Source organism: Sphingomonas phyllosphaerae (assembly GCA_036946405.1).
Classification (GTDB): Bacteria; Pseudomonadota; Alphaproteobacteria; order Sphingomonadales; family Sphingomonadaceae; genus Sphingomonas; species Sphingomonas phyllosphaerae_D.
Genome location: JAQIJC010000001.1, coordinates 176,278 through 202,953 on the forward strand (window position 1 = coordinate 176,278; position 26,676 = coordinate 202,953).

Annotated in this window: 20 protein-coding genes; 10 read left to right on the plus strand and 10 right to left on the minus strand. The window is 67.6% G+C overall.

Annotated elements, in window-relative coordinates; translation table 11 throughout:
• The first annotated feature begins 76 nt into the window (after window positions 1-76).
• Entirely contained in the window at window positions 77-1,342 is a 1,266-nt protein-coding gene (locus PGN12_00800) for a sugar MFS transporter (protein MEH3102429.1), read from the plus strand.
• A gap of 143 nt (window positions 1,343-1,485) precedes the next feature.
• Here the strand turns inward: PGN12_00800 and PGN12_00805 are convergent, their stop codons facing one another.
• Window positions 1,486-2,358, minus strand: a complete 873-nt coding sequence (locus PGN12_00805; GenBank protein MEH3102430.1) for an SMP-30/gluconolactonase/LRE family protein — start codon at window positions 2,356-2,358, stop codon at window positions 1,486-1,488.
• Between the two features lie 109 nt (window positions 2,359-2,467).
• Between PGN12_00805 and PGN12_00810 the strand changes: the two genes are divergently transcribed.
• Genes PGN12_00810 through PGN12_00825 form a run of 4 tightly spaced genes read left to right on the plus strand, consistent with a single transcriptional unit; the run spans window position 2,468 to window position 5,911 of the window.
• Complete coding sequence (locus PGN12_00810; GenBank protein MEH3102431.1) at window positions 2,468-3,346, plus strand: 2-dehydro-3-deoxygalactonokinase; 879 nt, start codon at window positions 2,468-2,470, stop codon at window positions 3,344-3,346.
• Complete coding sequence (locus PGN12_00815) at window positions 3,343-3,981, plus strand: 2-dehydro-3-deoxy-6-phosphogalactonate aldolase (GenBank protein MEH3102432.1); 639 nt, start codon at window positions 3,343-3,345, stop codon at window positions 3,979-3,981. Before PGN12_00810 ends, PGN12_00815 begins: the two co-directional genes overlap by 4 nt.
• Window positions 3,978-4,973 carry a GguC family protein gene (gene gguC, locus PGN12_00820; GenBank protein ID MEH3102433.1) on the plus strand — a complete coding sequence of 332 codons (996 nt, stop codon included), beginning with the start codon at window positions 3,978-3,980 and terminating at the stop codon, window positions 4,971-4,973. The genes PGN12_00815 and gguC overlap by 4 nt, the downstream gene beginning before the upstream one ends.
• Window positions 4,970-5,911 carry a Gfo/Idh/MocA family oxidoreductase gene (locus PGN12_00825; GenBank protein MEH3102434.1) on the plus strand — a complete coding sequence of 314 codons (942 nt, stop codon included), beginning with the start codon at window positions 4,970-4,972 and terminating at the stop codon, window positions 5,909-5,911. The genes gguC and PGN12_00825 overlap by 4 nt, the downstream gene beginning before the upstream one ends.
• A 159-nt stretch (window positions 5,912-6,070) precedes the next feature.
• Here PGN12_00825 and PGN12_00830 read toward each other — a convergent pair whose 3' ends face one another.
• The 3 genes from PGN12_00830 to PGN12_00840 all read right to left on the minus strand — a co-directional run bounded on the left by PGN12_00830 (window position 6,071) and on the right by PGN12_00840 (window position 11,071).
• Window positions 6,071-7,561, minus strand: coding sequence for an MFS transporter (locus tag PGN12_00830; GenBank protein MEH3102435.1), 1,491 nt, complete (start codon window positions 7,559-7,561; stop codon window positions 6,071-6,073).
• 139 nt (window positions 7,562-7,700) lie between these two features.
• Window positions 7,701-9,275: an alpha-glucosidase family protein gene (locus tag PGN12_00835; protein ID MEH3102436.1), complete on the minus strand. Its 1,575-nt coding sequence runs from the start codon at window positions 9,273-9,275 to the stop codon at window positions 7,701-7,703.
• Window positions 9,272-11,071 (minus strand): alpha-amylase family glycosyl hydrolase, encoded by a 1,800-nt coding sequence (locus PGN12_00840; GenBank protein ID MEH3102437.1) that lies wholly within the window; start codon window positions 11,069-11,071, stop codon window positions 9,272-9,274. Before PGN12_00840 ends, PGN12_00835 begins: the two co-directional genes overlap by 4 nt.
• A gap of 127 nt (window positions 11,072-11,198) precedes the next feature.
• Here PGN12_00840 and PGN12_00845 point away from each other — a divergent pair, with 127 nt between their 5' ends.
• On the plus strand, window positions 11,199-12,215 hold the full coding sequence (locus PGN12_00845; GenBank protein ID MEH3102438.1) for a LacI family DNA-binding transcriptional regulator: 1,017 nt from the start codon (window positions 11,199-11,201) through the stop codon (window positions 12,213-12,215).
• A gap of 99 nt (window positions 12,216-12,314) precedes the next feature.
• On the opposite strand, the gene PGN12_00850 is transcribed toward PGN12_00845, so the two are convergent.
• Window positions 12,315-15,230: a TonB-dependent receptor gene (locus PGN12_00850; GenBank protein MEH3102439.1), complete on the minus strand. Its 2,916-nt coding sequence runs from the start codon at window positions 15,228-15,230 to the stop codon at window positions 12,315-12,317.
• A gap of 276 nt (window positions 15,231-15,506) precedes the next feature.
• The gene (locus PGN12_00855; protein ID MEH3102440.1) at window positions 15,507-18,248 is read right to left on the minus strand and encodes a [protein-PII] uridylyltransferase; all 2,742 of its coding nucleotides are present in this window, start codon (window positions 18,246-18,248) and stop codon (window positions 15,507-15,509) included.
• A gap of 287 nt (window positions 18,249-18,535) precedes the next feature.
• On the opposite strand from PGN12_00855, the gene PGN12_00860 reads away from it, so the two are divergent.
• Entirely contained in the window at window positions 18,536-19,057 is a 522-nt protein-coding gene (locus tag PGN12_00860; GenBank protein ID MEH3102441.1) for a DUF2867 domain-containing protein, read from the plus strand.
• Window positions 19,058-19,106: 49 nt separating this feature from the next.
• On the opposite strand, the gene PGN12_00865 is transcribed toward PGN12_00860, so the two are convergent.
• Complete coding sequence (locus PGN12_00865) at window positions 19,107-19,817, minus strand: GDSL-type esterase/lipase family protein (protein ID MEH3102442.1); 711 nt, start codon at window positions 19,815-19,817, stop codon at window positions 19,107-19,109.
• Window positions 19,818-19,945: 128 nt separating this feature from the next.
• On the opposite strand from PGN12_00865, the gene PGN12_00870 reads away from it, so the two are divergent.
• Window positions 19,946-20,578 carry a TetR/AcrR family transcriptional regulator gene (locus PGN12_00870; protein MEH3102443.1) on the plus strand — a complete coding sequence of 211 codons (633 nt, stop codon included), beginning with the start codon at window positions 19,946-19,948 and terminating at the stop codon, window positions 20,576-20,578.
• Between the two features lie 80 nt (window positions 20,579-20,658).
• Here PGN12_00870 and mutS read toward each other — a convergent pair whose 3' ends face one another.
• Genes mutS through PGN12_00885 form a run of 3 tightly spaced genes read right to left on the minus strand, consistent with a single transcriptional unit; the run spans window position 20,659 to window position 23,829 of the window.
• A complete protein-coding gene (gene mutS, locus PGN12_00875; protein MEH3102444.1) occupies window positions 20,659-23,232 on the minus strand; it encodes a DNA mismatch repair protein MutS in 2,574 nt (857 codons plus the stop codon).
• 35 nt (window positions 23,233-23,267) lie between these two features.
• Window positions 23,268-23,540 carry a type II toxin-antitoxin system RelE/ParE family toxin gene (locus PGN12_00880; protein ID MEH3102445.1) on the minus strand — a complete coding sequence of 91 codons (273 nt, stop codon included), beginning with the start codon at window positions 23,538-23,540 and terminating at the stop codon, window positions 23,268-23,270.
• Window positions 23,527-23,829 (minus strand): hypothetical protein, encoded by a 303-nt coding sequence (locus PGN12_00885; GenBank protein MEH3102446.1) that lies wholly within the window; start codon window positions 23,827-23,829, stop codon window positions 23,527-23,529. Before PGN12_00885 ends, PGN12_00880 begins: the two co-directional genes overlap by 14 nt.
• Between PGN12_00885 and PGN12_00890 the strand changes: the two genes are divergently transcribed.
• Window positions 23,821-24,297, plus strand: a complete 477-nt coding sequence (locus PGN12_00890; protein ID MEH3102447.1) for a methylated-DNA--[protein]-cysteine S-methyltransferase — start codon at window positions 23,821-23,823, stop codon at window positions 24,295-24,297. The two genes, PGN12_00885 and PGN12_00890, sit on opposite strands and share 9 nt — an antisense overlap.
• A gap of 43 nt (window positions 24,298-24,340) precedes the next feature.
• A complete protein-coding gene (locus tag PGN12_00895) occupies window positions 24,341-26,614 on the plus strand; it encodes an NADP-dependent malic enzyme (GenBank protein MEH3102448.1) in 2,274 nt (757 codons plus the stop codon).
• Window positions 26,615-26,676: the final 62 nt, after the last annotated feature.

The window sequence follows — 26,676 nt, forward strand, 5'->3', positions numbered from 1 at the left end:
CCAGGTTGAGGAGAGGATGATGGCCGGACCCCCCATTTCACCGGGCGCGACGCGCGCGGGCGGCAGCACGGGCGCCATGCCCGGCTATGGCCGCGCGCTGACGCTGCTCGCCAGCCTGTTCTTCATGTGGGGGTTCATCACCGTCATCAACAACACGCTGCTGCCGCACCTGCGCAGCGTGTTCGACCTGAACTACACGCAGACGACGCTGATCGAAAGCGTCTGGTTCATCGCCTATTTCTTCGCCTCGATCCCCGCCGCCAAGCTGATCGAGCGGATCGGCTATCAGAAGTCGCTGGTCGTCGGGCTGCTCATCATGGCCGCCGGTGCCTTGGGCATGGTGCTCGCCGCCAGCCTGCCGAGCTATGGCGTGACGCTGGTGATGCTGTTCGTGATCGCCAGCGGCATCACGCTGCTGCAGGTCGCCGCCAACCCCTATGTCGCGGTGATCGGCCCGGCGGAAACCGCCTCGTCGCGGCTCAATCTGGTGCAGGCGCTCAATTCAGCCGGAACGATGCTCGCGCCGCTGTTCGGTGCCTATCTCATTCTGGGTCGCTCGAAGGGCGGCACCGCGGCGACGGGAACGGTGCTGACCGAGGCCGAACGGCTCGCCGACGCGCAGTCGGTCGTCCTGCCCTATGTGCTGGTCGCGATCGTGCTGGTCGTGCTCGCCGTCGTTATCGCGCGCTTCCCGCTGCCGGCGATGGGTTCGTCGACGAGCCGCGTCGCCAAGGAGGACCGCAAGAACCATTCGCTGTGGAAGCACCGCAATCTGGTGTTCGGCATTCCGGCGATCTTCATCTACCTGATCGCCGAAATCGGCGTCGCCAATTTGTTCGTGAACTTCGTCAGCCAGCCGCAGATCGCCAACGTCACCGCCGAACAGGCCGGTCGTTATCTGACGCTGCTGTGGGGCGGGATGATGGTCGGGCGCTTCGCGGGTTCGGCGATCATGCAGCGCATCCCGGCGGAGACGGTGCTCGCCGCTTTCTCGATCGGCGCGTTCGTGGTCATGCTCATCACCGTCTTCACGACCGGGCCGGTCGCGATGTGGGCGCTGATCTCGGTCGGGCTGTTCCACTCGATCATGTTCCCGACGATCTTCACGCTCGGCATCAAGGGGCTGGGGCCGCTCACCGAGGAAGGTTCGGGGCTGCTCATCATGGCGATCGCCGGCGGTGCGCTGGTGGTGGTGCAGGGCAAGCTGGCCGACGCTTATGGCTTGCAACCGTCGTTCCTGCTGACCGCGGCGTGCGAGCTGTACATTCTCTTCTATGCTTTGTGGGGCGCCAAGGCGACCAACGCGCTGCCCGACGTGCCGGTTGAAGAGACGGTGCACTAAATTCTGATCGTCATCCCTGCGAAGCGGGGATCCGGAACCTCCGACGTACCGGTTCACCAACCAAGGTCAGCGTGTCTGGATTCCCGCCTTCGCGGGAATGACGAAGTGGCCGGCGGCTCCCGCGAGCCGCCGGCCACTTCGTTTCAGCCGAGCCGAGCGGGCGGGAGAGGCTGGCCGGCGATCTCGACCTCGAACGCGAACAATCCGCCCGCATCGGGCTGGTCGGCGAGCGCGGCGTCGTCGAGTCCCTTGCGCGCGCTCGTCGCGAAGGCGGTCTTGAGGTCCGGGCCGCCGAGCGCGATCTTGGTGATATTGGCGGCGGGCAGCTTCACTTCCCGCCGCAGCGTGCCGTCGGGCGCATAGCAGCGCGCGCACCACCCGCCCCACAGTCCGACCCAGACGTTGCCGCCCGAGTCGACCGTCACCCCGTCAGGGTGGCCGTCGGCCGGGTCGATCGTCGCAAAGACCCGCGCCGCGCCGGTCGTCCCGTCCGGCGACAGCGCGACGGCATGGATCACCCCGCCCAGCGTATCGACATGATAGAGCGTCGCGCCGTCAGGCGAGAGGCCGGGGCCGTTGGTGATCGCGACAGCGTCGATCGCGGTGGTCGTCACCTGCTGCCCGTCCCAGCGATGGACGCGCCCGGTGATCGCGCTTTCGCCATCATCCATCGACCCGAAATAGACCGACCCGTCCTGCGCGACCGTCGCGTCGTTGAGGCGATTGCCCGGCAGCTCCGGCTCCACCTCGGCGAGATGCGAGAACTCGCCGGTGTCGGGGTCGAAGCGCGCAAGCCCTGTCTGCAATCCGGCCAGCAGCATCCCACCCGCGCCAGGCAGCACCCAGCCGATCTGCGCCGGCGCCGCCCAGGCGGCGACCTCGCCGGAGACGGGATCGTAGCGGTGAACGCGCTGTTGCTTGATGTCGACGAACCACAATACTTTCTGGATCGGGTCCCACGCCGGCCCCTCCCCAAGGGTTGCCGCACCGCGCCACAACGTCCGCACTTCGGTCATCTGTCTCTCCCTTGTCCGATCGCGTCGACCTACAGGATCACGCACGCGGCGCACAGCCTTGACCTCGTCGCGGAAGGCTTTATGTCCTACAAATAAATGGGAGGATGACGTGTCGGGCGGCTACATCGCCATCGATTGGGGAACGACGAACCGGCGCGCGTGGCGGATGTCCGCGGCGGGTGTGGCGGAGGCGTCGGTCAAGGATCCGCGCGGCATCCTGTCTCTGAAACCTGAGGATTATCCCGGAGAAATCAGCGCGATCCGCGCGGCACTCGGCGAGCTGCCGGTGATCGCCGCCGGGATGGTCGGGTCGAACCGCGGCTGGCGGGAGGTGCCCTATGTCGACGCGCCCGCCGGGCTGGACACGCTGGCAGCGGGCTGCGTGACGATCGACGACGCGGTGGCGACCTTGGTGCCGGGGGTCGCGCTGCGCGGCGCGGCGCGCGCCGATGTGATGCGCGGCGAGGAGGTACAGGTGCTCGGTGCGATCGTCGCCGGGCTCGCCCCAGCCGACGCCTTGTTCTGCCAGCCGGGCACGCACAACAAATGGATCGCGACCGAAGCCGGACGCGTGACCGACATCGCCACCGCGCTGACCGGCGAGCTGTTCGCGTTGCTGCGCGGGCACGGGATCCTTGCCGGGATGCTCGACGGCGCGGTCGCCGACGGCGCGGCGTTTCAGGACGGGCTCGCACGCGGCGCGGGCGCGCGTGATCTGACGGTGGCGCTGTTCGAGGTGCGTGCGCGCGTGCTGCTCGGCCGGCTCGCCCCCGACGAGGCGGCGTCGTTCGCGAGCGGGGTGCTGATCGGCGCGGATGTCGGCGCGCGCGACGATCTCGCCGGGCGCACCGTGCAGTTGCTCGCGGGCGGTGCGCTCGCCGATCTGTATGCCGCCGCGATCCGGCATGGCGGCGGCACGCCGGTGGCGCTCGACAGCGAGCGCGCCTTCGCCGCCGGTATCCACCGCCTCTGGGAATTGACACGATGACCGAGACACATACGCGCTTCGATGCGGCCTTCGCCGTCGCCCCGCTCGTCGCGATCCTGCGCGGGCTGACCCCGGCCGAGGCGCCTGCGGTCGGCGATGCCCTGGTCGACGCCGGCTTCACGCTGATCGAAGTGCCGCTCAACTCGCCCGATCCGTTCGACAGCATCAGGCTGCTGGTCGAGCGCGTCGGCGATCGCGCGCTGATCGGCGCGGGCACGGTGCTGACGGTCGAGGACGTCGCGCGGGTCCACGAGATCGGCGGCACGCTGATCGTCTCGCCCAACACCAACACCGACGTGATCGCCGCCACCGCGGCGCGCGGGATGATCTCGATGCCGGGCTATTTCACGCCGAGCGAGGCGTTCGCTGCACTCGCCGCCGGCGCGACCGCGCTCAAGCTGTTCCCCGCCGATGGCACCACGCCCGGCTACCTCAAGGCGCAGCGGGCGGTGCTGCCGAAGACGCTGCGGATGCTCGCGGTCGGCGGGATCGTGCCCGAGAATATCGCCGAATGGCGCGCCGCCGGAGCCGACGGCTTCGGGCTCGGCTCCAACCTCTATCGTCCCGGCAAGTCTGCCGATGCGGTCGCCGCCGAGGCGCGCCGCTATCTTTCCGCGCTCAAGGACCTCGCATGACCGATACCCGTCTGCTTCAACATCGCGGTGACGACGGGCGTCGCCGCGTCATTCTCGCCGAGGGCGACCGCGCGGTCTTCCTGACCGATGTCGCGACGACCCGCGAACTGGCGCTGGCGGCGATCGCCGCCGGCACGACGCTCGCCGAGGCCGCGGCACAGCGCCGCAGCGACGAGCCGGTCGACATCGCCGCCGCGCTCGACGCCGGGCATCTGCTCCCCGCGATCGATCATGACGACAGCGCGCGGCTGATGCTGGCGGGCACCGGGCTGACGCACCTCGGTTCGGCTTCCGGGCGCGACGCGATGCACAAGGCGGCGTCGTCCGCCGAGCACCAGACCGATTCGATGCGGATGTTCCTCGAAGGCGTCGAGGGCGGCAAGCCGGCCGAAGGCGCGATCGGGCAGCAGCCGGAATGGTTCTACAAAGGCGACGGCCAATCGCTGGTCGCGCCGGAAGCGCCGTTCGCGTCGCCCGCCTTCGCGCAGGATGGCGGGGAAGAGCCCGAGCTGGCCGGCATCTACCTGATCGGCGACGACGGTACGCCGTATCGTCTGGGCGTCGCGCTCGCCAACGAGTTCAGCGACCATGTGACCGAGAAGCACAATTACCTGTGGCTCGCGCACAGCAAGCTGCGGCAGGCGTCGCTCGGCGCGGAGCTGCTGCTCGGCACGCCGCCGTCGGACATTCGCGGCACCAGCAAGATCGTCCGCGATGGCCAGACCTTGTGGGAAAAGCCGTTCCTGACCGGCGAGGACAATATGTCGCACCACCTCGCCAATCTGGAGCATCATCACTTCAAATATGCCGGGTTCCGCCGGCCGGGCGACGTGCACGTCCATTTCTTCGGCACTGCGACGCTGTCGGTCGCCGATGGCGTCAAGACGCAGGCTGGTGACGTGTTCGAGATCGCCGCCGCACCGTTCGCGCTGCCCTTGCGCAACACGCTGACCGATGCGGCCGCCGCGCCGGTCGTGGTGCGCGCGCTGTGACCGCGCCGATCCGCCTCGCGCTGGTCGGTATGGGCAAGATCGCCCACGACCAGCATCTGCCCGCGATCGCCGCCGGCAAGAGCTTCGACCTCGTCGCCACCGTCAGCCGCAGCGGCGAGAGCGTCAATGGTCTGCCGTTCTTCCGCGACGTCTACGAACTCGCCGCCAGCGGCCTTGAGGTGGACGCGGTGTCGCTGTGCACCCCGCCGCAGGTGCGCCGCGCGATCGCGCAATATTGCATCGAGCAGGGCTGGCACGTCTTCCTCGAAAAGCCGCCGGGGGCGACGCTGGCCGAGGTGATCGCGCTGCGCGACGCCGCCGCGGCGAAGGGCGTCAGCCTGTTCGCCAGCTGGCACTCGCGCTACGCCGACGGGGTCGAGCCGGCGCGCGCATGGCTTGCCGAGCGCGAGGTGAAGCGCGCCCGGATCACCTGGCGCGAGGACGTGCGCGTCTGGCATCCGGGGCAGGACTGGATCTGGGAGCCGGGCGGCTTCGGCGTGTTCGATCCCGGCATCAACGCGCTGTCGATCGCGACACGCATCCTGCCGCGCCCGTTCTTCGTCGAGACCGCCGAGCTGGACGTGCCGTCGAACCGCGCGGCGCCGATCGCGGCGCGCGTGTCGTTCCGCGACACCGCCGGGGCCGAGATCGCGATGGACCTCGACTTCCGCCAGGAAGGCCCGCAGCATTGGGATATCGAGGTGGAGACCGACGACGGCACCTTGCTGCTGTCGAAAGGCGGCTCGGTGCTGACGATCGACGGCAAGGAAGCGCTGGCGCACGACGCCGACCTGCACGGCGAATATCCGGGGCTCTACCACCGCTTCGGCGCGATCGTGCGCGCGGGCGTGTCGGACGTCGACGTCTCGCCGCTGCGCGCGGTGGCCGACGTGTTCCTGCGCGGGCGGCACATCAGCGTCGAGCCGTTCGTGGAGTAAGCTTACGTCGCCCCGGCCTGATCCGGGCGACGATACTGGCGGTTCGGTGCACATCTCCACCGTTCGTGCTGAGCCTGTCGAAGCACGTGCCCAGCGGCACGCCCTTCGACAAGCTCAGGGCAAACGGTGGGGAGTAATCGCCTCAGCCCACGGTCAGCCTCATTCCCGCACCCGCAGCATCGCGACCGCCGCGCCGGCCATCGTCACCGCGGCGAAGGCCATCGTCCAGATCGGCTCGGTCGGGAAGAAGTGGCGGGTGATCGACCCCATCACCGTCGCGACCAGCAATTGCGGCGTCACGACGAAGACGTTGAACAATCCCATATAGATGCCGAGCTTGCGCTGCGGCAGCGCCGAGGCGAGGATCGCATAGGGCATGGCGAGGATCGTCGACCAGGCGATGCCGATCCCGATCTCGCTAACCAGCAGCCACTGCGCATCGGGCATCACGAAGATGCTCGCGAACCCCGCCGCCCCGCACAGCAGCCCGACGACATGCGTCCGCGCCTTGCCGATCCGCGCCGACAGCCACGGCAGCAGCACCAGCGCCGATATTGCGGCGACGCCGTTATAGGTCGCGAACAGCACGTCGACCCAGTTCGCGCCGCGCTGATACGCCGGGCTGGCGGCGTCGGGCGCGGCGAAGAACACCTGCGTGACCACCGGCGTGGTGTTGATCCACATGATGAACAGCGCCGACCAGCTGAAGAACTGGACGACCGCCAACCGCTTCATCAGCGGCGGCATCCCTGCAAAGTCGCCGACGATATGCCCGAGCAGCCCCGGCGACCGCCCCGCCCGCGCCGCGCGGATCGCGACGAGGCTCGCCGCGCCATAGCCGGCGAGCAGCGCGCCGAGCAGGTACATTTCCTTCTCGAGCCCGGTGAGCGCGACCAGCACGACCACCGCCGCGCCCGCCGCGATCCACAGCAACGGTGCGGTCGCGCCCCGTGCGGCGAGCACCTGCGCGGTTACGCCGTCGTCGGTCTGCGCCGCGCCGTCGAACGCGGCCATCTCGGCGGGCGAATATTCGCGCGTCGTCACCACCGTCCACAGCACGCTGGCGAGCAGCGCCGCACCGCCGAACCAGAAGGCGTATTTGACCGAGTCGGGTATCTGTCCCGGCGGGGCGACGTTCGACACGCCGGCCTGTTCGAGCAGCCACGGAAAGATCGACCCGAACACAGCTCCCGCGCCGATGAACGCGGTCTGCACGCCGTAACCGGCGGCATGCTGGTCGCGGTCGAGCATGTCGCCGACAAACGCGCGGAACGGCTCCATCGAAATGTTGAGCGACGCATCGAGCACCCACAGCATCAACGCCGCGACGAGTAGCGCCGGGCTGAGCGGCATCACGAACAGCGACAGCGCGGCGAGCACCGCCCCGGCAAGGAAATACGGCCGCCGCCGCCCGAAGCGGCCGAGCCACGTCCGATCGCTGAAATGCCCGATCACCGGCTGGACGAGCAGCCCGGTGAGCGGCGCGGCGACCCACAAGGCGGGCAGATCGTCGAGCGAGGTGCCGAGCGACTGGAAAATCCGGCTCATGTTCGCGTTCTGGAGCGCGAAGCCGATTTGGATGCCGAAGAAGCCGAACGAGATGTTCGCGAGCCCGGCGAGCGATTGATGACGACGGCGCGGGGCGGTCATGCGGCCACTCCCTCTCCACAACCACCGGTCACCCCGGCGGAGGCCGGGGCCCAGGTGAGGGCGGCGCGCGAGATGCGGAAACGTTCCCCAACTGGGCCCCACCCTCCGCCGGGGTGGCGGGTGGTGCGTGGGACGGACATCACGCCGCCCTCGCAATCAGCGCGCCGTAGCTTGCGAAACGCGAGCCTTCCACGCCACACGCCAGCAGCACATCGCCATACGGCAATGCCACCTCGATCGGCGCCGGCGACAGATTCACCACGCACAGCAATCGCTCCCCGTCATGCTCGCGCTCGAACGCGACCACATCGGCCGGCGCGTCGACAAACCGCAACGTCCCGACCTGCAATGCCGGCACCGCGCGCCGCACGGCCAGCACGGCCCTGGTCCAGTGCAGCAGCGAGTCAGCGTCCGCCTCCTGCACATCGACCGCCATCGCGGCGTGATCGCTGCCGAACGGCAGCCACGGCTCGCCGCTGGTGAAGCCATGCCCCGTTCCCTCCGCCGACCACGGCATCGGCGTGCGCGCACCGTCGCGGCTGAGCGTCAGCGGCCAGTTAGCGATCGCCTCGGGATCGCGCAATTTCTCGAACGGCACTGCGGTCTGCGTCAGCCCCAGTTCCTCGCCCTGATAGAGGAAGATGTTCCCCCGCAGCCCCGCCAACAGCACCATCTTGGCGCGCGCGAAGGAGTCGCGATGCTCGGGCAGCGCCCAGCGCGACACCGCGCGCGGGGCGTCGTGATTCTCGAACGCCCAGCTCGGCCAGCCCTCGCCCTCCGCCCCCGGCCATTGCGACAGCGCCGCGCGCACTGCCGCCGGGGTCAGGTGGTCGGCATAGAGGAAATCGAAGCCATAAGCGGTCTCCAGCCGCCCCGGCTGCGTATAGGCCTTGCGCACCCAGTCGCTTTCGTCGCCGCCGATCTCGGCGACCGAGAAGCGCGTGTCATATTCGTCGGTCAGCGCGCGGATGCGCTCGACGAACGGCAGCATGTCGGGCTGGTCCTGGCTGTGCGTTTTCTGCTGGAAATCGAACGAACGCGTGCGCGGCTTGTTCGAGGGCGCGGCGGGCGGATTGTCGCGCAGGTCGGCCGCCCCCATCGCATGGTTGATCGCATCGAGCCGGAAGCCGTCGACGCCCCGCTCCAGCCAGAAGCGCCCGACGCCGAGCAGAGCGTCCTGCACCGCCGGATTGCGGACGTTGAGCTGCGGCTGTTCCTTGAGGAAGGTATGGAGATAATATTGCTGGCGGCGCGCGTCCCACGTCCACGCCGGACCGCCGAACACCGACTGCCAGTTATTGGGCGGCGATCCGTCCGACTTCGCATCGGCCCAGACGTACCAGTCGCTCTTGTCGCCGTCGCGCGCGGCGCGGCTCTGCACGAACCACGGATGCCGGTCGGAGGTGTGCGACCACACCTGATCGGTGATGACGCGCAGGCCCAGATCGTGCGCGCGCGCGATCAGCGCATCGAAATCGGCGAGCGTCCCGAACACCGGATCGACGTCGCAATAATCGGCGACGTCATAGCCGAAGTCGGCCATCGGCGAGGTGTAGAAGGGCGAGATCCAGATCGTGTCGACGCCCAGCGACGCGACATGATCGAGATGCGCGGTGATCCCGCGCAGGTCGCCGACGCCGTCGCCGTTCGCATCGGCGAAGCTGCGCGGATAGATCTGGTAGACGGCGGCACCTTGCCACCAGGGATGCGTCATTGGGGCTCTCCGATCGCGCAGACGGCATAACCTAGCGCAGGAAGGCGGACGCGCAACGATCCCGGCGCGGCGGTCTGCGCGGCGCAGCCCTCCCCGGCCAGCGTTGTCGCGCTGCCCGCGCCGGTCACCTCGACCAGGCGGTCGAGCGGGGTCGTGGCGGTGTTGAAGGCGAGCAGGATCTCGCGCCCGGTCGCCGGATCGACGCGCGACACCGCAAGCAGCCCCGGCGTTTCTTCACGCGCGCGCAGCAGCGTGCGGCCACGGGTCAACGCCGGTTGCGCGCGTCGCACGCGCGCGATCGTCGCGATCTGCCGGAACAGCGGATTGTCCTGCCCGAAATGCGCGGTGGCATTGGTCGTGTCGGTGCCGAGCAGGCGATTGTCGTTGTAGCTGGCGACGCGGCTGGCGAACATGTCCTCGCGCGCATCCTGATCGCCGCCGTCGCCGGTGAAGCCCTGTTCGTCGCCCGAATAGATCGTCGGCACGCCGCGCAATGTCAGCAGCATCGCATTGGCGAGCATCGTGCGCTTCAGCACCTCGGCATCATCGGCGTTGGGGAACGCCTGTCGCACGAAGAACGCGAAGCGGCCGTTGTCGTGGTTGCTGACGAAGGTCGGCAGCCGCTCCGCCGCCGCCGCGCCGCCCTCGTAGAGCGCGTCGCCCGCGATCAGCGTCTCGAACGCATCGGTGCCGCGCGTCCCCGCGACGGTGTCGAGCACCGCGCGGCGGAAGGCGAAGTCGAGCACCGCGGGCAGCCTGTCGACGCGCGTGTGGACTGCGAGCGGGCCGGGGTCGAGCTGGTCGGCCGCGACCTCGCCGAAGATGTGGAAATTGGGGATGCCCTTCGCCGTCGCGCGCGTCTGCATCGCGGGCACGAACGCCTGCCAGAACTCGGGATTGACGTGGCGCGCGGTGTCGATGCGAAAGCCGTCGACGCCGAAGCGGTCGATCCAGCCGCCGAAAATGTCGATCATCCCCGCCACGACGCGCGGGTTCTCGGTCATCAGATCGTCGAGCCCGACGAAATCGCCCATCGTCGAATTTTCGTTGCGGAAGGTGGTGTTGCCGCGATTGTGATAGAGCGTGACGTCGTTCAGCCATGCCGGCGACTTGGCGCGCGCCTCGCCCTTGGGCACGTACGGCGTATAGGCATAGGTCGGATCGCTCAGCTTCGCGAAATTGGCCGCGGTCTGCACCTGATCGCCCGCGAAGCCGGGGTTGATCGCGGCACCGTCCACCCCGCCGCGCCGCTGATACGGATAATCGGCTCTAGAGCGGTAGGCGCAGTCGCCGCACTCGCGATAGCGGATCACGTCGGCGGTGTGGTTGACGATGATGTCCATATAGACCTTCATCCCCCGCCCGTGCGCCGCCGACACCAGCGCCGCGAAATCGGCGTCGGTGCCGAAATGCGGGTCGACATGCTCGAAGTCGGTGATCCAGTAACCGTGATAACCGGCGCTCTCCTGCCCTTTCGGGCCCTGCACCGGCTTGTTGCGGAAGATCGGCCCGACCCAGATCGCGGTTGCGCCCAGCGCCGCGATATAATCGAGACGGCGCGTCAGCCCCTTGAGGTCGCCGCCGTGATAAAAGCCCTTCGACGTCGGATCATAGCCGGTGCGCAGCCGGTCGCCGGTCAGCCCGCCGCGATCGTTGGCGGGATCGCCGTTGTCGAAGCGGTCGGGCAGCGCGAAATAGATCACCTCGTCCTGTGGCAGGCGCGCGCGATAATCCTGTGCCGACGCACCGGTGGCCAGCGACAGCGCCGCCAGCGCGCCCGCGATGATGCTTTTCATGCTCTCTCTCCCGATCGCGGCGTGATGCGCAGCCGGCCTCTGCTTTGCCAAGCGCGCAGCATACGTATTCACAGCCCATGCCCCGCGCAGTAGGATAGGGACTTTCCGTCATCACGGGCCCTCACTCCTGTCCGATCGCGTCACCTCCTTCGACATCGCCGCCGCCGCGGGCGTCTCGCAACCGACCGTCTCGCGCGCGCTGCGCGGCGACCGCACGGTCAACGCCGCGACGCGGCTGCGGATCGCGGCGATCGCCGAGCAGCTCGGCTACAAGGTCGATCGCGCCGCCTCGTCGCTGCGCCGCGGCGAGGCCAAGACGCTGGCGCTATTGTTCTTCGAGGATCCGCTGCCCGACGCCTCGACGATCAACCCGTTCTTCCTGTCGATGCTCGGCTCGATCCTGAAGACCTGTGCGCTGCGCGGCTACGACCTGCTGACCTCGTTCCAGCAATTGTCGGCCGACTGGCACAAGGACTATGCCGACAGCCGCAAGGCCGACGGGCTGATCCTGCTCGGCTACGGCGACTGGGAATTGTACCGCGTCCGGTTGGAGCAACTGGTTGGCCAGTCGACGCGCTACGTCCGCTGGGGATCGGTCGAGCCGAACGGGCTCGGCACGGTGCTGGGCTGCGACAATCTCGGCGGCGGACGCGATGTCGCGCGGCACCTGATCCAGCGCGGACGACAGCGCGTGGCGTTCGTCGGCACCGCCACCGATCATTATCCCGAATTCCGCGACCGCTATCGCGGGCTGTGCGACGCGCTGCGCCGTGCCGGGCTGGCAGTCGATCCGGGGCTGCACATCGATGCCTTGTCGTCGGAGCAGGTCGGCTATGAGGCGACACGGCGGCTGCTCGCGCGCGACATTCCCTTTGACGCCTTGTTCGCCGCGTCGGACCTGATCGCTTTGGGCGCCTTGCGCGCGCTCGACGAGGCGGGGCGGCGCGTGCCGGAGGATGTCGCGGTCGCGGGGTTCGACGACATTCCCGCGGCGCGGCTGACGCGTCCGCCGTTGACGACCGTGGCGCAGGATTATGCGCGCGCCGGTGCGTTGCTGGTCGACACCTTGGTGCGCCGGATCGCGGGGGAGCCGACCGAAAATGTCATGCTCCCCGCGACGCTGATGGTGCGCGCCTCGGCGTAGGCCCTCCCCCGTTCGTGCTGAGCTTGTCGAAGCACGTGTCCCGGAACACGCCCTTCGACAAGCTCAAAGCGAACGGAGGTGTGGGCCCACGGGGGGAGATCAGAACCGGTAGGTCAGCCCCAGATAATAGTCCGTGCCGTACCGCTGATACCGCCGCACCTGCCGCGGATCGCCGTTGGTGTATTGGAAGAACTCCTGATCGGTCAGGTTCTTGGCCTGCGCGAGGATCGTCAACCCCTGCAACGCACCGCTCTGGAATTCATAGCCGATCTGCGCGTCGAGGATCGTCTCGCCCTTGGCGGTGTTCAGCTCCGGCGTCGCCGACAGCCCGCGCACCTCGGCGAGGAAGCTCGAGCGATAGCGATAGGTCGCGCGCGCCTGGAAGCCGTTCTTCTCGAAATAGGCCGTGCCGTTGAGCACCCACTTCGACAGCCCCGGCACCGTCTGCACCGTCGCGGGCGCGCTGTCATAGCGGACCGCCGAATGCGTATAGCTGCCGCTGCCGAACAGCCCGAAGCCGTCGAGCGCGGTGGTGATCATCCGCAGCGGCAACGACGCGGTCGCCTCCGCGCCCATGATCTCGCCACGACCCGAATTGGCCGGGTTCTTGAACAGCCCGAATTGCGCGTTCTGCGACAGCACGATCGCCTGCTGCGCGGGCGTCAGCGATGACAGCAACGGCGTGAAGTCGTACAGCACGTTGTTGTTCGGATCGACATAGTCGGTCAGATGCTTGAAGTATCCCGACAGCGCCACGTAACCGCCGGCGCGGAAATACTTTTCCAGCGACAGGTCGATGTTGGTCGACTTGTACGGGCGCAGCTCGGCATTGCCGCCGTCCGACGAGAACGGGCTGCGCAGCGGATCGGAGCCGGCGCCGACGTTGCCGGGATTGATCGCGACGTTCTGCGAGATGCGCTCCTGATCGAGCCGCGGCCGCACCATCGTCTGCGACGCGCCCATCTTGATGAAGCCGTTCGGGATCAGCTCGACCGAGAAGGTCGCGCTCGGCAGGACGTTGGTATATTTGTCGCCGCCCGACACGTCGGACAGCGTGACCACGCCGCCGTTCAGCCCCGCGATCCGGCCGTCCGAACTCTGGTCGGTATGCACCACCTGCACGCCGATCGAGCCCTTCACCGCCTTGCCGCCGGCCTCGCCGTCGATCAGCAGCCTGGCGTAACCGGTCGTGACCTTCTCCTTCACGCCCCACACCTTGGCGAGCGACTCCGGACGGTTGTCGAACACCGGCGTCAGCAGCCCCAGCACGCCGCGCGGATCGAGCGTCAGCATCCGCGGCACGCCGAGGAAGGCGAGCGAGACCTGCTCGTCGAGCACCACGTCGCTCGGCACCGCGATCGACTGCGTCGTGCCGCTGGCGACGGTGCAGTTGCTGCCGCCGCCCGGTGGGCAGTAGAAGTAGGAGGTGAAGCGCGCCTTCTTCTCGCGCTGCGTATAGTTCCCGCCGATCTCCCAGCCCTTGACGACGCCCAGCGCACCCTGAAAATCGCCGCTCAGGTTCGCGCGCAGCGACTTCAGGTCGTCGCTGAACTTTGGCCGGTTCTGGAAGCCGGCCTGCACCACCGCGTTGGTGCCGTTATAGCCCCAGCCGCCCGGATCGGTGATGCGGATGACGTTGGTGTCGGCGTAATCCAGCGTCGGGACGATCTGGTAGGTGCCGTTGTTCTGGCGCGTGATCGTGATCGTGTCGCGCTGCCCGGTGCCGCCATAGCCGGTGCCTGAATAGGTTTCGATCAGCTCGTCCTGCCGCGTTGCGCGCGACCAGGCGGCGTCGACGTTGAGCTGGATCGCGTCGTTCAGCCGGACATTGTTATTCCAGCCCAGCGAGAACATGTCCGACGTGCGGTCGTTCAGGTCGTTGCGCTGCACCGTGTACTGCGGCGAGAAGGTCGCCTTGTCGACGAAGCCATCGGTGACCGTCACCGTCCCCGCGGTCGGCGCGACGTTATACGCGAGCGGGAATTCGATCCCGCGCAGCTTCTGCGTCTCGGTGAAATGCGTGTAGAGCGCGTCGAAGGTCGAGTGGAACGCATCGCTGGGCGCCCATTCTATCGTGCCGACGCCGCCATAGCGCTTGAGCATATTCGACTGGACGTAGGGCTTTGCACCGCCCAGCACGCACGGCCCGGCCGCGTCGCCGGTGCAATTCTGCGAGAGGTTGTTGAGGTTGGGATAGCCCCATGCCTCGTAGCGGTCGTAATTGGTCGGCGATTCCTGCGCCGCGACGCCCAGCGCGATGCCGAGCGTGTCGTTGGCGAACTTGTCGACATAGGTGGCGGTGGCGCGATAGCCCCAGCGCTCGCCATCCGGGTTGCGCTTGCCGATGCCGTTGAGCTGGCCGCGCGCCGAGACGATGAACAGCCGGTCCTTCTGGTCGAGCGGACGCAGCATCCGCAGATCGACCGTGCCCGACACGCCCGCGGCGATCAGCGACGCGTCGGCAGACTTATAGACGTTGACGTTGCTGAAGAATTCCGACGGATACTGGTCGAACTCGACGCCGCGGTTGTCGCCGACCGTCACCTGCTCGCGACCGTTGAGCAGCGTGGTCGAGAAATCGGGGCCGAGCCCGCGGATCGACAGGCTCTGGTCGCGCCCCTCGACGCGCTGCGCGGTGACGCCCGGCAGCCGCGCGAGCGAGTCGGCGATCGACACGTCGGGCAGCTTGCCGACATCCTCGGCCGACACCGAGTCGACGATCAGCGTCGAACGGCGCTTGATGTCTGCCGACTTGGCGAGGCTGGCGCGGATGCCGGTGACGACGATCTCGTCCGCGCCGGTCGCTGTCGGATCGGGATTGGCGTTGGCATCGGGGGTCGGGTCGGCGGCGGGCGCGGGCTGCGTCGCGGTGACCTTGGCGGTCGGGTTGCCGGTCGGCGCATCCGCCTGCGGCGTCGCTTCCTGCGCCAGCGCCGGGGTGGCGATCAGCAATGCCAGCGCGCTGGCACCGGCCCAGCGGCGACGCGCGATCGGCATAAGAGACAGGCCGTTCATGTGGAAATCCTCCCCTGCTCCCGGCGTCCGCGTTCCTGCGGACGATCCTCGGGTGTCATGGGCGGCGAAGTAGGCGGCGCGGCGGGCGCGTCACAAGGAAGCCACATACGTATTCAGCGTTATGCTGGAGCTGTGTGGCTTTAGCTGCGACTTCTCCGTTCGTCCTGAGGAGGGGCTGAGCTTGTCGAAGTCCCGTCTCGAAGGGCGCTTCGAGACGGCATTTCGACTTCGCTCAATGCCTCCTCAGCACGAACGGGGGAGACTGGAAGACGACGCCTAAGCCGCCTCCTCCTGCGGCGCCCCCGACGCCGCGGCCAGCAGGCGCTTCTCCAGCGTCCGCACGCGCGTGGTCGACGCGATCTTGTCCCCGGTCAGATCGGTCAAATAGAAAACGTCGACCGCGCGCTCGCCATAGGTGGCGACATGCGCCGAGTGGATCGTCACTTTCGACAGGAACAGCGCATAGGCGAGCTGGTTGAGCAGCGCCGGCCGGTCGCGCGCCGCAACCTCGACCACGGTGAAGCGGTTCGATGCCTTGTTGTCGACCAGTACGTTGGGCTCGATCCGGAACGCATCGGCACGCGCGCGCGGCAGCGGCTTGGCCTTCAGCCGATCGGTCAGCTTGCCGCGCCCGGCCAGCGCATCCTCGATTGCGGTCTTGAGCCGGGTCAACTGCCCCGCCTCGTCGAACGGCCGCCCGAGCGGGTCCTGCACGAGGAAATTGTCGAGCGCCATGCCATCGCGCGTGGTGTGGATGCGCGCGTCGATGATGTTGCCGCCCGCGACGTGAATGGCGCCGGCGATGCGGCTGAACAGCCCCGGATGGTCGGCGGCATAGACCGTCACCAGCGTCGCACCGCGCTCGGGATAAACCTGTGCGTCGATCGCCAGTTGCACGTCGCCGGTCTGCGTCACGAACGCGGCATTGTGCGCCAGCACGTCGTCCGGCTCGGCGATCCAGTAAGGTTCCGGCAGGCGCCGCACGTAGCCCGCCAGCGTCTCGGCATTCCATTGCAGCGCGGTGCGCAGCGCCTCCTGCTTGGCGACCACACGCTCGCCGCGCCCCTTCTGCTTGTGCCCGAGCCGCAACACTTCCTCGGCACGATCGTAGAGGTCGCCGAGCAACTGCCCCTTCCAGCCGTTCCACGTTCCCGGCCCGACCGCGCGGATATCGACGACGGTCAGCACCAGCAGCAACCGCAGCCGCTCGGGGCTCTGCACCACTTCGGTGAAGTCGAGGATCGTCTTGAAATCGGTCAGGTCGCGGCGGAACGCGGTCGAACTCATCAAAAGATGGTGCCGCACCAGCCATGCGACCGTCTCGGTCTCCGCCGGGGTCAGCCCGAAGCGCGGGCACAGCCGCTCCGCGACCTCCGCGCCGAGGATCGAATGATCGCCGCCGCGACCCTTGGCAATATCGTGGAGCAGCACCGCGACGTACAGCACGCGCCGCGACACGATCTGCGCCATGATCTCGCTGGGCAGCGGGTGATCGTCGGCAAGTGCCCCCGCCTCCATCCGCGCAAGCAGCCCGATCGCGCGGATCGTATGCTCGTCGACGGTGTAATGGTGGTACATGTCGAATTGCATCTGCGCGACGATCCGCGCCCAGTCGGGCACGAACCGCCCAAGCACGCCGGTCTCGTTCATCCAGCGCAGCGGCAATTCGGGATCATGTGCGCCCGCGAGCAGGTCGAGGAAGCGCGCGTTGGCGTGCGCGTCACGCCGCACTGCGGTGACCAGCCGCGCGTCGCGCGTCGCGCAGCGCAAGGCGAGCGGGTGGATCTCCATCCCCTGTTCGGCGGCGAGCGCGAAGATCTCCACCAGCCGCCGCGGGTCCTGCTGGAAGAAATCGTCGGACGGCAGCGCGATCCGCCCACCGTCATTGGCGAACCCCTCCAGCTTGCGCGGCGTCCGCGCCATCTTGAGCCCCAATCGCCGGCGGCGCGAGAAACGCTCGTCCATATGCGCGAGGAACAGCCCGGTCAGCGATCCAACCGTGCGCGCCTGCAGGAAATAGAATTGCATGAAGCGCTCGACCGCCGGCTTGCCGGGCCGGTCGGCGTAATGCATCCGCTGCGCGATCTCGCGCTGGTAGTCGAAGGTCAGCCGATCCTCGGCGCGCCCCGCGATCAGATGCAGGTGGCAGCGTACCGCCCACAGGAAATTGTCGGCGCGGTGGAAGAGGCGATATTCCTCGCGGGTGAACAGCCCAACCGCGACCAGCTCGTTCGAGCGCTGCACCTGATAGGTATATTTGCCGATCCAGAACAAGGCGTGGAGATCGCGCAGCCCGCCCTTGCCCTCCTTGATATTGGGTTCGACGACGTAACGCGTGTCGCCCATTCGGACATGGCGCGCGTCCCGCTCGGCAAGCTTGTCGGCGGCGAACTGCCGCTCGGTCCCGCGGCGCACGTCGTCGTGGAAGCGCCGCGACGCCTCGTCGTACAGATCCTCGTCGCCCCAGACGTAGCGCCCTTCGAGCAAGGCGGTGCGCACCGTCACATCGGCCTTCGCCTGCCGCACCATCTCGTCGAGCGAGCGGCTCGAATGGCCGATCTTCAGCCCGAGATCCCACAGCGCATAGAGCATCGATTCGATGGCCTGCTCGGCCCAGGGCGTCTGCTTGCCGGGGGTGAGGAAGCCGATGTCGACGTCGGAAAAGGGCGCCATCTCGCCGCGCCCGTACCCGCCGACCGCCAGCAGCAGCAGCCGCTCGCCGGTGGTCGGGTTGGCGAGCGGGTACAGCCGCTGCGTCGTGAAGTCGGCGAGCACGCGCAGCAACTGGTCGACCAGATACGCCTGCGCATTCGCCGCCTCGATCCCGCGCGACGGATTGGCGGTCAGCCGCCGCGCGATCTCCGCGCGCCCGGCTTCAAGCGCGCTCTTGAGCAACAGGCTGACCTGATGGCGCAGCGCTGAAGTGTCCTTGCCGGTCGCGGCGGCGACCTGCTCGGCGAGCAGGCGCCGGTCAACGATCGCGCGGCGATTGGGGAGGTGGTCGAAACGGCCGATCATGTGGGGCGAGATAGCGGGTCGAGGTTAACGCGTCGCGTGTTTTGAGGAACCGATTGATGACTCCGACTGGCCATCGTTGATGGTGAGCTTTCCCGTTTCCTCATTTCAGGGTGTGCGTTTCGGGAAAGTGCATTCGGGAACAGGTTTCGGGAAAGCAGAGCCCACAGGCGACCGTCAGCGCAATCGGCGCGGCGGGATTCCCGTCATTCCTTCCCAAACGGGAACGATGGACGCGCAGATGAAGGCGGTTCTTTGCGGCTCTCATCGACCGGGTGTAACCCCATTGCATGACTTCCAGCACGATCGTGACCGAGCAGAGTCCGCCCATGCAAAGCCGCCTTTCCGATTGGTACGGGCATGCGGATTTGGTCGACTCATTTGCCGTGCAGATTCCTCAAGACGCAGGGACAAATATCAGGTCGATCGCGCAGGCGATCCTTGGTCAGCCGACACCGTGGTTTAAGGTGCTGCTGTCAACCCGGGACCGAGTTGTTCGCCTGTTCGGGTTGCAGACCTCTGCCCAGCTTCGCGACGCAAATGCCGAAGGAGATCGGATCGACTTCTTCCCAATCCTCTCAGCCGATGATGACGAATTGATTTTGGGCGAAGACGACCAGCACCTGAATTTCCGAATTTCGCTGTTACTCCAAAGGGGCGCAAGCGGCTCCGGTCTGGTTTCTGCAACCACGGTGGTCCGATGTAACAACCGCCTCGGGCGCATCTACCTTGCTGCGATCAAGCCGTTTCATCGGGTGGTGGTCCGGTCCAATCTCCAGCGCGCTGCCAAAACCGGGTTCGTAGTCCGCTAAAGCACCGACATTCCCATTTCTTGATCCGAATGAGAATACGCTGTGTGGCCTATGGCGCGTTAAAGGCGTGCTGAACCGCCGGTAGAATGGCTTCTGCCAGCTTTCGATGATCGGCTTCCGACAGATGGAGGCCATCAGCGCCATGCACGGCACCCCCGATCGCCGCAGCTGCGTCAAACACGGGAATGCGTGCGGCGTCGGCGGCTTCCTTGAACGCTACTGCGAACCCCGCCGACTTGTCACGGCCGCCAGCATAGCGCCGTTTCCACTCTTCGACGGGCATCCGTCCGATCCGAACCGGAGACACGATCAGAACTTTCGGTGCCGGATAGGTGGTGCCGATGCCACCGGACGATGCCTGGACCATTCGGGCGAGAGCTACAGCCGCATCGGCGACCTGACGAGGGGATCGCTGGTATCGGGCTTGAAGATCGTTGGTGCCGAGCATGATGACCACCAGATCGATCGGCATGTTCGCAGCGATCGAGGCAGGTAGGTGCTTCGCACCATTGAAGGTGTCGGGCCGGATGATGCTATCCGGCCAGTCTTCCCCGTCGAGGTCGGTAGTGCGAAGGTTAAGGCCGTCTTCGACCACAACATAACCAGAGCCAAGCTGGCGCTGGAGAATGCCAGTCCATCGTCGGTCGGCAGGGAAGCGATGCGTTGGCTCGCCGTCGCTTCGCGCCTCATAGCCCCAGGTATTACTGTCGCCATAGATCAGGATGCGACGTGGATCGGCGTGAGCGATGCTCGCGCCCATCGTGGCACATGCAAGCCCTGACAGGGCGATGACGGCTCTGCGTAGCATCGATAGTCCTTTTTGCAGTGATCGTTACAATATCAGACTGTTTGCCACTCGCATGTCAATCGAATATTGTAGCAACTGCTATGGAAGGGGCTTCCACTCCCGATTGCCGCCGTCGCGGCCGTCCTCGCCAGTTCGACCGTGACCAAGCCATCGCGACGGCGCTGACGATGTTCAAGGAGCGCGGCTATGAGGGCACGTCGATCGCGCATCTCACTGCCGCGATCGGCGTGTCCGCCACCAGCCTTTACGGCGTCTTTCCAAGCAAGGAGGCGCTGTTCGAAGAAGCTGTCGCACTCTACCAGCGCACCGAGGGCGCGTTCGCCGCGATGGCCCTGGATCGTGCGAAAACAGCGTTCGGGGCGGTCAGCGACCTTCTGATGGGAGCAGCCGCCAACTACACGGGGGACGATCAGGCCAACGGGTGCTTCGTTTCGCTGGGCGTTCTGAGCTGCGGCGTCGAACATCGCGAGATCGCCGGCAGGATGACGGCTCGACGCATTGCTGCGCGCGACGCGATCAAAGCTCGCCTAAATCGCGGGAAGGATTTTGGGGAGTTGATGCCCACCACAGATACTGATGCGCTGTCAGCATTCTATGCCGCTACGCTGCAAGGCATGTCGGTCCAAGCTCGCGATGGCGCTTCCCGCTACCAGCTTGAGCAGATTGCACGAATCGCACTGATGCCGTTGGATAGTTGTCGTACACAGCGGTGAGCGAGCTTATCGATCGCGTCACCCGACCGGGTTTTGAGAACGCTTTGGCTTTCCCGATATTCGATCCTAATTGAGAAGCCCTACCCCTCCCGCGCCAGCGCCTTTAGCCGGTACAGCGTATCCAGCGCCTCGCGCGGCGTCAGCGCGTCGACATCCAGCGCCTCGACCTCGGCGCGGATCGCGTCGCATTTCTCCTCCTCCGCCTGCGCGGCGGCGGCGAACAGCGGGAGGTCATCGAGCCCCGCCGCCAGCCCGCCGGTCTTGGCGCGCCCCGCCTCCAGCTTCGCGAGCACCGACTTGGCGCGTGACACCGTCGCGGGCGGCATCCCCGCCAGCCGCGCGACCGCAAGGCCGTAGCTGCGATCCGCCGGGCCGTCGGCGAGTTCGTGGAGCAGCACCAGTTCGCCCTTCCACTCGCGCGCGCGGACGTGGTGGAGCGACAGCGCGTCGCAGCGCTCCGCCAGCCGCGTCAGCTCATGGTAATGCGTCGCGAACAGGCAGCGGCAGCGATTGTCCTCGTGGATCGCCTCGACCACCGCCCAGGCGATCGCGAGCCCGTCATAGGTGGACGTGCCGCGCCCGACCTCGTCGAGGATCACGAAGCTGCGCTCGGTCGCTTGCGCGAGGATCGCGGCGGTTTCGACCATCTCGACCATGAACGTCGAGCGCCCGCGCGCGAGATTGTCCGACGCGCCGACGCGGCTGAACAACCGATCGACCAGCCCCAGCCGCGCCGATCCCGCGGGCACGTAAGCACCCGCCTGCGCCAGCACCGCGATCAGCGCGTTCTGGCGCAGGAAGGTCGACTTGCCGCCCATGTTCGGACCCGTCACCAGCCACAGCCGCGACCGCTCGCCGAGCACGCAATCGTTGGCGACGAAGCGATCGCCGCTCTTCGCCAGCGCCGCCTCGACCACCGGATGCCGCCCGCCCGTCACCTCGAAACAGGCGTGGTCGGCAAAGGCCGGGCGCGACCAGCCGCCCTCGATCGCGCGCTCGGCCAGCGCGGCAGCGACGTCGAGCCGTGCCAGCGCATCGGCGGTCGCGGCGATCGCCAGCCGCCCGGCCAGCGCCTGCGCGGTCAGGTCCTCCAGATGCGCGGCCTCGGCGGCGAGCGCGTGCGCGCCGGCCTGCGTCACGCTCGCGGCGACCTCGTGCAGCTCGGGCGCGTTGAAGCGCACCACGCCGGCCAGCGTCTGGCGATGCGTGAACCCCGAGTCCGCCGCCATCAACGGATCGGCGGCGCGCGCCGGCACCTCGATATGATAGCCAAGCACGCCATTGTGGCGGATCTTGAGCGCGGCGATCCCGGTCTTCGCGCGGAACGTCGCCTCCAGCGCGGCGATCGCGCGCCGTCCGCCGCTGCCGGTATCGCGCAATGCATCGAGCGCGGGGTCGTAGCCCGCCGCGATATAGCCGCCGTCGCTCGCCTCGATCGGCGGCGAGGGCACGAGCGCGCGCTTGAGCAGGTCGATCAGCTCGCCATGCCCGCGCAATCGCGGCGCAAGCTGAGCAAGCAGCGCCGGCGTCTCGCTGAGCTTGCCGAGCCGGTCGCCGATCGCCCATGCGCCGTCCAGCCCGTCCCGCAACTGTCCCAAATCGCGCGGGCTCCCGCGTCCCGCCGCGAGCCGCCCGAGCGCGCGACCGATATCGGGCAGCGCGCGCAGCGCCGCGCGGATGCGGTCCCGCAACCCCGCATCGTCGTGAAACAGCCGCACCAGATCGAGCCGCGCCTCGATTTCCGTGCGGTCCATCAGCGGCGCACCAAGATCGGCGGCGAGCAGCCGCGCGCCCGCCCCCGTCACCGTCCGGTCGACCGCGTCGAGCAGGCTGCCCTTGCGCTGCCCCTGCGCGGTGCAGGTGATCTCGAGACTCTCGCGGGTCGCGGCGTCGATCGCCATCGTGTCGCGCGCGGCGGCGAGCACCGGCGGGCGCAGGAAGGGCAATTGCCCCTTGGCGGTATGGTCGAGATACGCGACCAGCCCGCCCGCCGCCGCCAGCCCGGCGCGCCCGAACTGCCCGAAGCCGTCGAGCGTCGCGACCGCGAACAGCCGCTTCAGCCGCTCCTCGGCGCGCGCGCTGTCGAACTCGGCGCGCGGGCGCCACACGGTCGCGGGCGCGTCGCCGCCCTCGGCCGCGACCACCTCCGCCGCGCCGAGCCGCGCCAGCTCGGCGCCCAGCGAGGCGCGGTCACAGGCGATCACCTCGAACCGGCCGGTCGACACGTCCGCCGCCGCCACCGCGACCTCGCTGCCGGCCTCGCCGATCGCGACGCACCAATTGGCGGCGCGCGCGTCGAGCAGCGTCTCCTCGGTCAGCGTGCCGGCGGTGACGACGCGGACGATCGCGCGGTTGACCAGCGCCTTCGACCCGCGCGCCTTGCGCGCCGCCTCGGGGCTTTCGGTCTGCTCGGCGATCGCGACGCGGTGCCCGGCCTTGATGAGCCGTTGCAGATAGGCGGTCGCGGCATGGACCGGCACGCCGCACATCGGGATCTTCTCCCCGGCATGTTCGCCGCGCGACGTCAGCGCGATGTCGAGCACCTGCGCCGCAACGCGTGCATCGTCGAAGAACAGTTCGAAGAAGTCGCCCATCCGGTAGAAGAGCAGGCAATCCTCGGACTCGGCCTTGAGCGCGAGATATTGCGCCATCATCGGCGTCGGTGCGGAGGTGGTGGTCATGGAAGGGTTCAGTCCGGGCGGCGGGCGCCGTGGCGTACGGAAAGGATCGACACGATCTCGCCGTCAGTTTCGTAAAGCATGATATACGGCGGAACAGTAGTCAGTTCACGTAGCCCATCTTCGACGGGCCGACCGCGACGTGGAAACTCGCTCAGGCTATCGCCGAGCGCCAACAGTCGTGTCGAAATCCGGGTCGCTGCGGCAGGGTTGACCCGTTCGATGTAGAAAACGATCTCGTCGATTTCGCGCAGCGCCTCGTCGGTCCAGTCAACTCTCGCCATTGCGTGCGGCAAGCCATTCATGGAATGGCAAGCGACCGGGCTTTCCCCATGTCATCAGCCACTCCTTGACGACCTCGTGCGAGTGAACCCGTCCCGCCGCGACATCGGCCCGGGCTCGCGCGATCGCTGCCGCCTCGGCTTCACGATCGCGTTGCTCGAAAATGCCCGGCTCATGCTTCATGGCCGCGATCATACCCGCGTGCTTGGCCGAAAACCACCCGACACTTTGACCGCAAACAACGGGATGCGACAGCGAGCGGAAGCCGGTAAAAACATTGCCATGCTCCACCGCACCACCCTTCCCTCCCCGCTCGGCGACCTGACGCTGGTCGCCGACGACACCGCGCTTATCGCAATCCTGTGGCCCGATGACAGACCGGGACGCGTGCGGCTGGAGGCGACCGTCGAAACCCTCGACCACCCGGTTCTCGCCGCCGCCGCGACGCAGCTCCGCGAATATTTCGCCGGCACGCGCACCACCTTCGACCTGCCGCTCAGCCCACGCGGCACCGCCTTCCAGCGCGACGTGTGGCGCGCGCTGGATGCCATCCCTTATGGCGAGACGCGCAGCTATGCCGACATCGCGCAGGCGATCGGCCGCCCCACCGCGACCCGCGCGGTCGGCGCGGCGAACGGGCGCAACCCGATCTCGATCGTCACCCCCTGCCACCGTGTGATCGGCCGCTCGGGCGCGCTGACCGGCTTCGCCGGCGGGCTGGCGGCGAAGCAACATCTGCTCGCGCACGAGCAACGCTAGGAGATATTCCCATCGCCGCCCGCATTCCGTAAGGGCTGTCGCCATGACCGACGATCGCACCCAGGCCGACGAGCGCAACGTCCAGTTCGAGCGCGAAGCATTGTTGTTTCACTCGGAGGGTCGCCCCGGCAAGATCGAGATCGTGCCCTCCAAGCCGATGGCGTCGCAGCGCGATCTCGCGCTCGCCTATTCGCCCGGCGTCGCGATCCCGGTGCAGGCGATCGCCGACGATCCCGCCACCGCCTATGACTATACCGCCAAGGGCAATCTGGTCGCGGTGATCTCGAACGGCACCGCAATCCTCGGCATGGGCAATCTCGGCGCGCTCGCCGGCAAGCCGGTGATGGAAGGCAAGGCGGTGCTGTTCAAGCGCTTCGCCGACGTCGATTCGATCGATATCGAACTGAAGACCGAGGACGTCGACCGGATCATCGACGCGGTCGAGTTGATGGAGCCGACCTTCGGCGGCATCAACCTCGAGGACATCAAGGCCCCGGAATGTTTCATCATCGAGCAGACACTGCGCGAGCGGATGAACATCCCGGTCTTCCATGACGACCAGCACGGCACCGCGATCATCTGCGCCGCGGGCGTCATCAACGCCTGCCTGCTGACCGGCCGCAAGCTCTCGGAGATCAAGGTCGTCGTCAACGGCGCGGGCGCGGCGGCGATCGCCTGCACCGAACTCATCAAGGCGATGGGCGTGCGGCACGACAACGTGCTGATCTGCGACCGCACCGGCGTGATCTACCAGGGTCGCGATGGCGTGAATCAATGGCAGTCGGCGCACGCCGCCAACACCGATCGCCGCACGCTGACCGAGGCGCTGCACGGCGCGGACGTGTTCCTTGGCCTGTCGGCGGCGGGCGCGCTCAAGCCGGAGATGGTGGTCGACATGGCCCCGGCCCCGATCATCTTCGCGATGGCCAATCCCGAGCCGGAGATCCGCCCCGAACTCGCCAAGGCGGCGCGCCCGGACGCGATCGTCGCGACCGGGCGCTCGGATTACCCGAACCAGGTCAACAACGTGATCTGCTTCCCGTTCATCTTCCGCGGCGCGCTCGATGTGCGCGCGACCGGCATCAACGACGCGATGAAGATCGCCGCCGCCAATGCGATCGCCGAACTGGCGCGGCAGCGCGTGCCCGAGGAGGTCGCGATCGCTTACGGCGTTCAGCACAGCTTCGGCCCCGAATATATCATCCCGTCGCCGTTCGATCCGCGGCTGATGGAGATCGTCCCCGCCGCGGTCGCTAAGGCGGCGATGGACTCGGGCGTCGCGACCAAGCCGATCCTCGACATGGCCGCCTATGCGGCGGCGCTGCGTGCACGGCTCAACCCGACCACCTCGGTGCTCAGCCTCGCCTATGAAGGCGCCAAGGCCAATCCGAAGCGCGTGCTGTTCGCGGAGGGCGAGGAGGAAGTCGTGCTGCGCGCGGCGATCGCCTTCAAGGAAGGCGGCTATGGCACGCCGGTGCTGGTCGGGCGCGAGGACGTCTACGATCGCTTGCGCGCGCTCGGCATCGCCAATCCGGAAGAATATGAGCTGCACAACAGCCGTGTCTCGCCGCTGGTGCCCAAGATGGTCGACTTCCTCTACCAGCGCCTGCAACGCCGCGGCTTCCTGCGCCGCGAGGTTGAGCGGATGATTAACCAGGACCGCAACATCTTCGGCTCGGTGCTGCTCCAGCTGGGCGAAGCGGATGCGATGATCACCGGCGTGACGCGCCCGTTCGCGCAGTCGATGCGCGAGATCAAGCGCGTGATCGATCCCGCGCCCGGCCGCACCGCCTTCGGCATCCATGTGCTGGTCGGCCAGTCTCACACCGTCTTCATCGCCGACACCACGGTCAACGAACGCCCGACCGCCGAGGAACTCGCCGACATCGCCGAACAGACCGCCGCGGTCGCGCGCCGGTTGGGCCAAGAACCGCGCGTGGCTTTCCTCAGCTATTCGACCTTCGGCAACCCCAACGGCCAGTGGCTCGACAACATCCGCGGCGCGGTGCAGGTGCTCGACGACCGCAAGGTGAGCTTCGAATACGAGGGCGAGATGGCCCCCGACGTCGCGCTCAACCCGCGCCAGCTCAAGAACTTCCCGTTCGCGCGGTTGTCGGGACCGGCGAATGTGCTGGTGATGCCGGGGCTGCAATCGGCGAACATCTCGGCGAAGCTGCTGCGCGAGCTGGGCGGCGACGACATGATCGGCCCGATGCTGGTCGGCATGGAAAAGCCGGTGCAGATCGCGCCGATGACGTCGACCGCGGGCGATCTGGTGACGCTGGCGGTGCTCGCGGCGGGGGGGATCGCGCGCTGAGGTGAATGAGGGGCATTTGCCCCCCATTGCGAACATCGGACTGGGCCTGTCACGAAATGAGA

Excerpts from the sequence above, each read along its gene's own strand:
- PGN12_00800 (MEH3102429.1), top strand. The coding sequence starts at position 77 with ATGCCCGGCTATGGCCGCGCGCTGACGCTGCTCGCCAGCCTGTTCTTC.
- PGN12_00805 (MEH3102430.1), bottom strand. The coding sequence starts at position 2,358 with ATGACCGAAGTGCGGACGTTGTGGCGCGGTGCGGCAACCCTTGGGGAG.
- PGN12_00815 (MEH3102432.1), top strand. The coding sequence starts at position 3,343 with ATGACCGAGACACATACGCGCTTCGATGCGGCCTTCGCCGTCGCCCCG.
- gguC (MEH3102433.1), top strand. The coding sequence starts at position 3,978 with ATGACCGATACCCGTCTGCTTCAACATCGCGGTGACGACGGGCGTCGC.
- PGN12_00830 (MEH3102435.1), bottom strand. The coding sequence starts at position 7,561 with ATGACCGCCCCGCGCCGTCGTCATCAATCGCTCGCCGGGCTCGCGAAC.
- PGN12_00835 (MEH3102436.1), bottom strand. The coding sequence starts at position 9,275 with ATGACGCATCCCTGGTGGCAAGGTGCCGCCGTCTACCAGATCTATCCG.
- PGN12_00840 (MEH3102437.1), bottom strand. The coding sequence starts at position 11,071 with ATGAAAAGCATCATCGCGGGCGCGCTGGCGGCGCTGTCGCTGGCCACC.
- PGN12_00850 (MEH3102439.1), bottom strand. The coding sequence starts at position 15,230 with ATGAACGGCCTGTCTCTTATGCCGATCGCGCGTCGCCGCTGGGCCGGT.
- PGN12_00855 (MEH3102440.1), bottom strand. The coding sequence starts at position 18,248 with ATGATCGGCCGTTTCGACCACCTCCCCAATCGCCGCGCGATCGTTGAC.
- PGN12_00860 (MEH3102441.1), top strand. The coding sequence starts at position 18,536 with ATGACTTCCAGCACGATCGTGACCGAGCAGAGTCCGCCCATGCAAAGC.
- PGN12_00865 (MEH3102442.1), bottom strand. The coding sequence starts at position 19,817 with ATGGGCGCGAGCATCGCTCACGCCGATCCACGTCGCATCCTGATCTAT.
- PGN12_00870 (MEH3102443.1), top strand. The coding sequence starts at position 19,946 with ATGGAAGGGGCTTCCACTCCCGATTGCCGCCGTCGCGGCCGTCCTCGC.
- mutS (MEH3102444.1), bottom strand. The coding sequence starts at position 23,232 with ATGATGGCGCAATATCTCGCGCTCAAGGCCGAGTCCGAGGATTGCCTG.
- PGN12_00880 (MEH3102445.1), bottom strand. The coding sequence starts at position 23,540 with ATGGCGAGAGTTGACTGGACCGACGAGGCGCTGCGCGAAATCGACGAG.
- PGN12_00890 (MEH3102447.1), top strand. The coding sequence starts at position 23,821 with ATGCTCCACCGCACCACCCTTCCCTCCCCGCTCGGCGACCTGACGCTG.
- PGN12_00895 (MEH3102448.1), top strand. The coding sequence starts at position 24,341 with ATGACCGACGATCGCACCCAGGCCGACGAGCGCAACGTCCAGTTCGAG.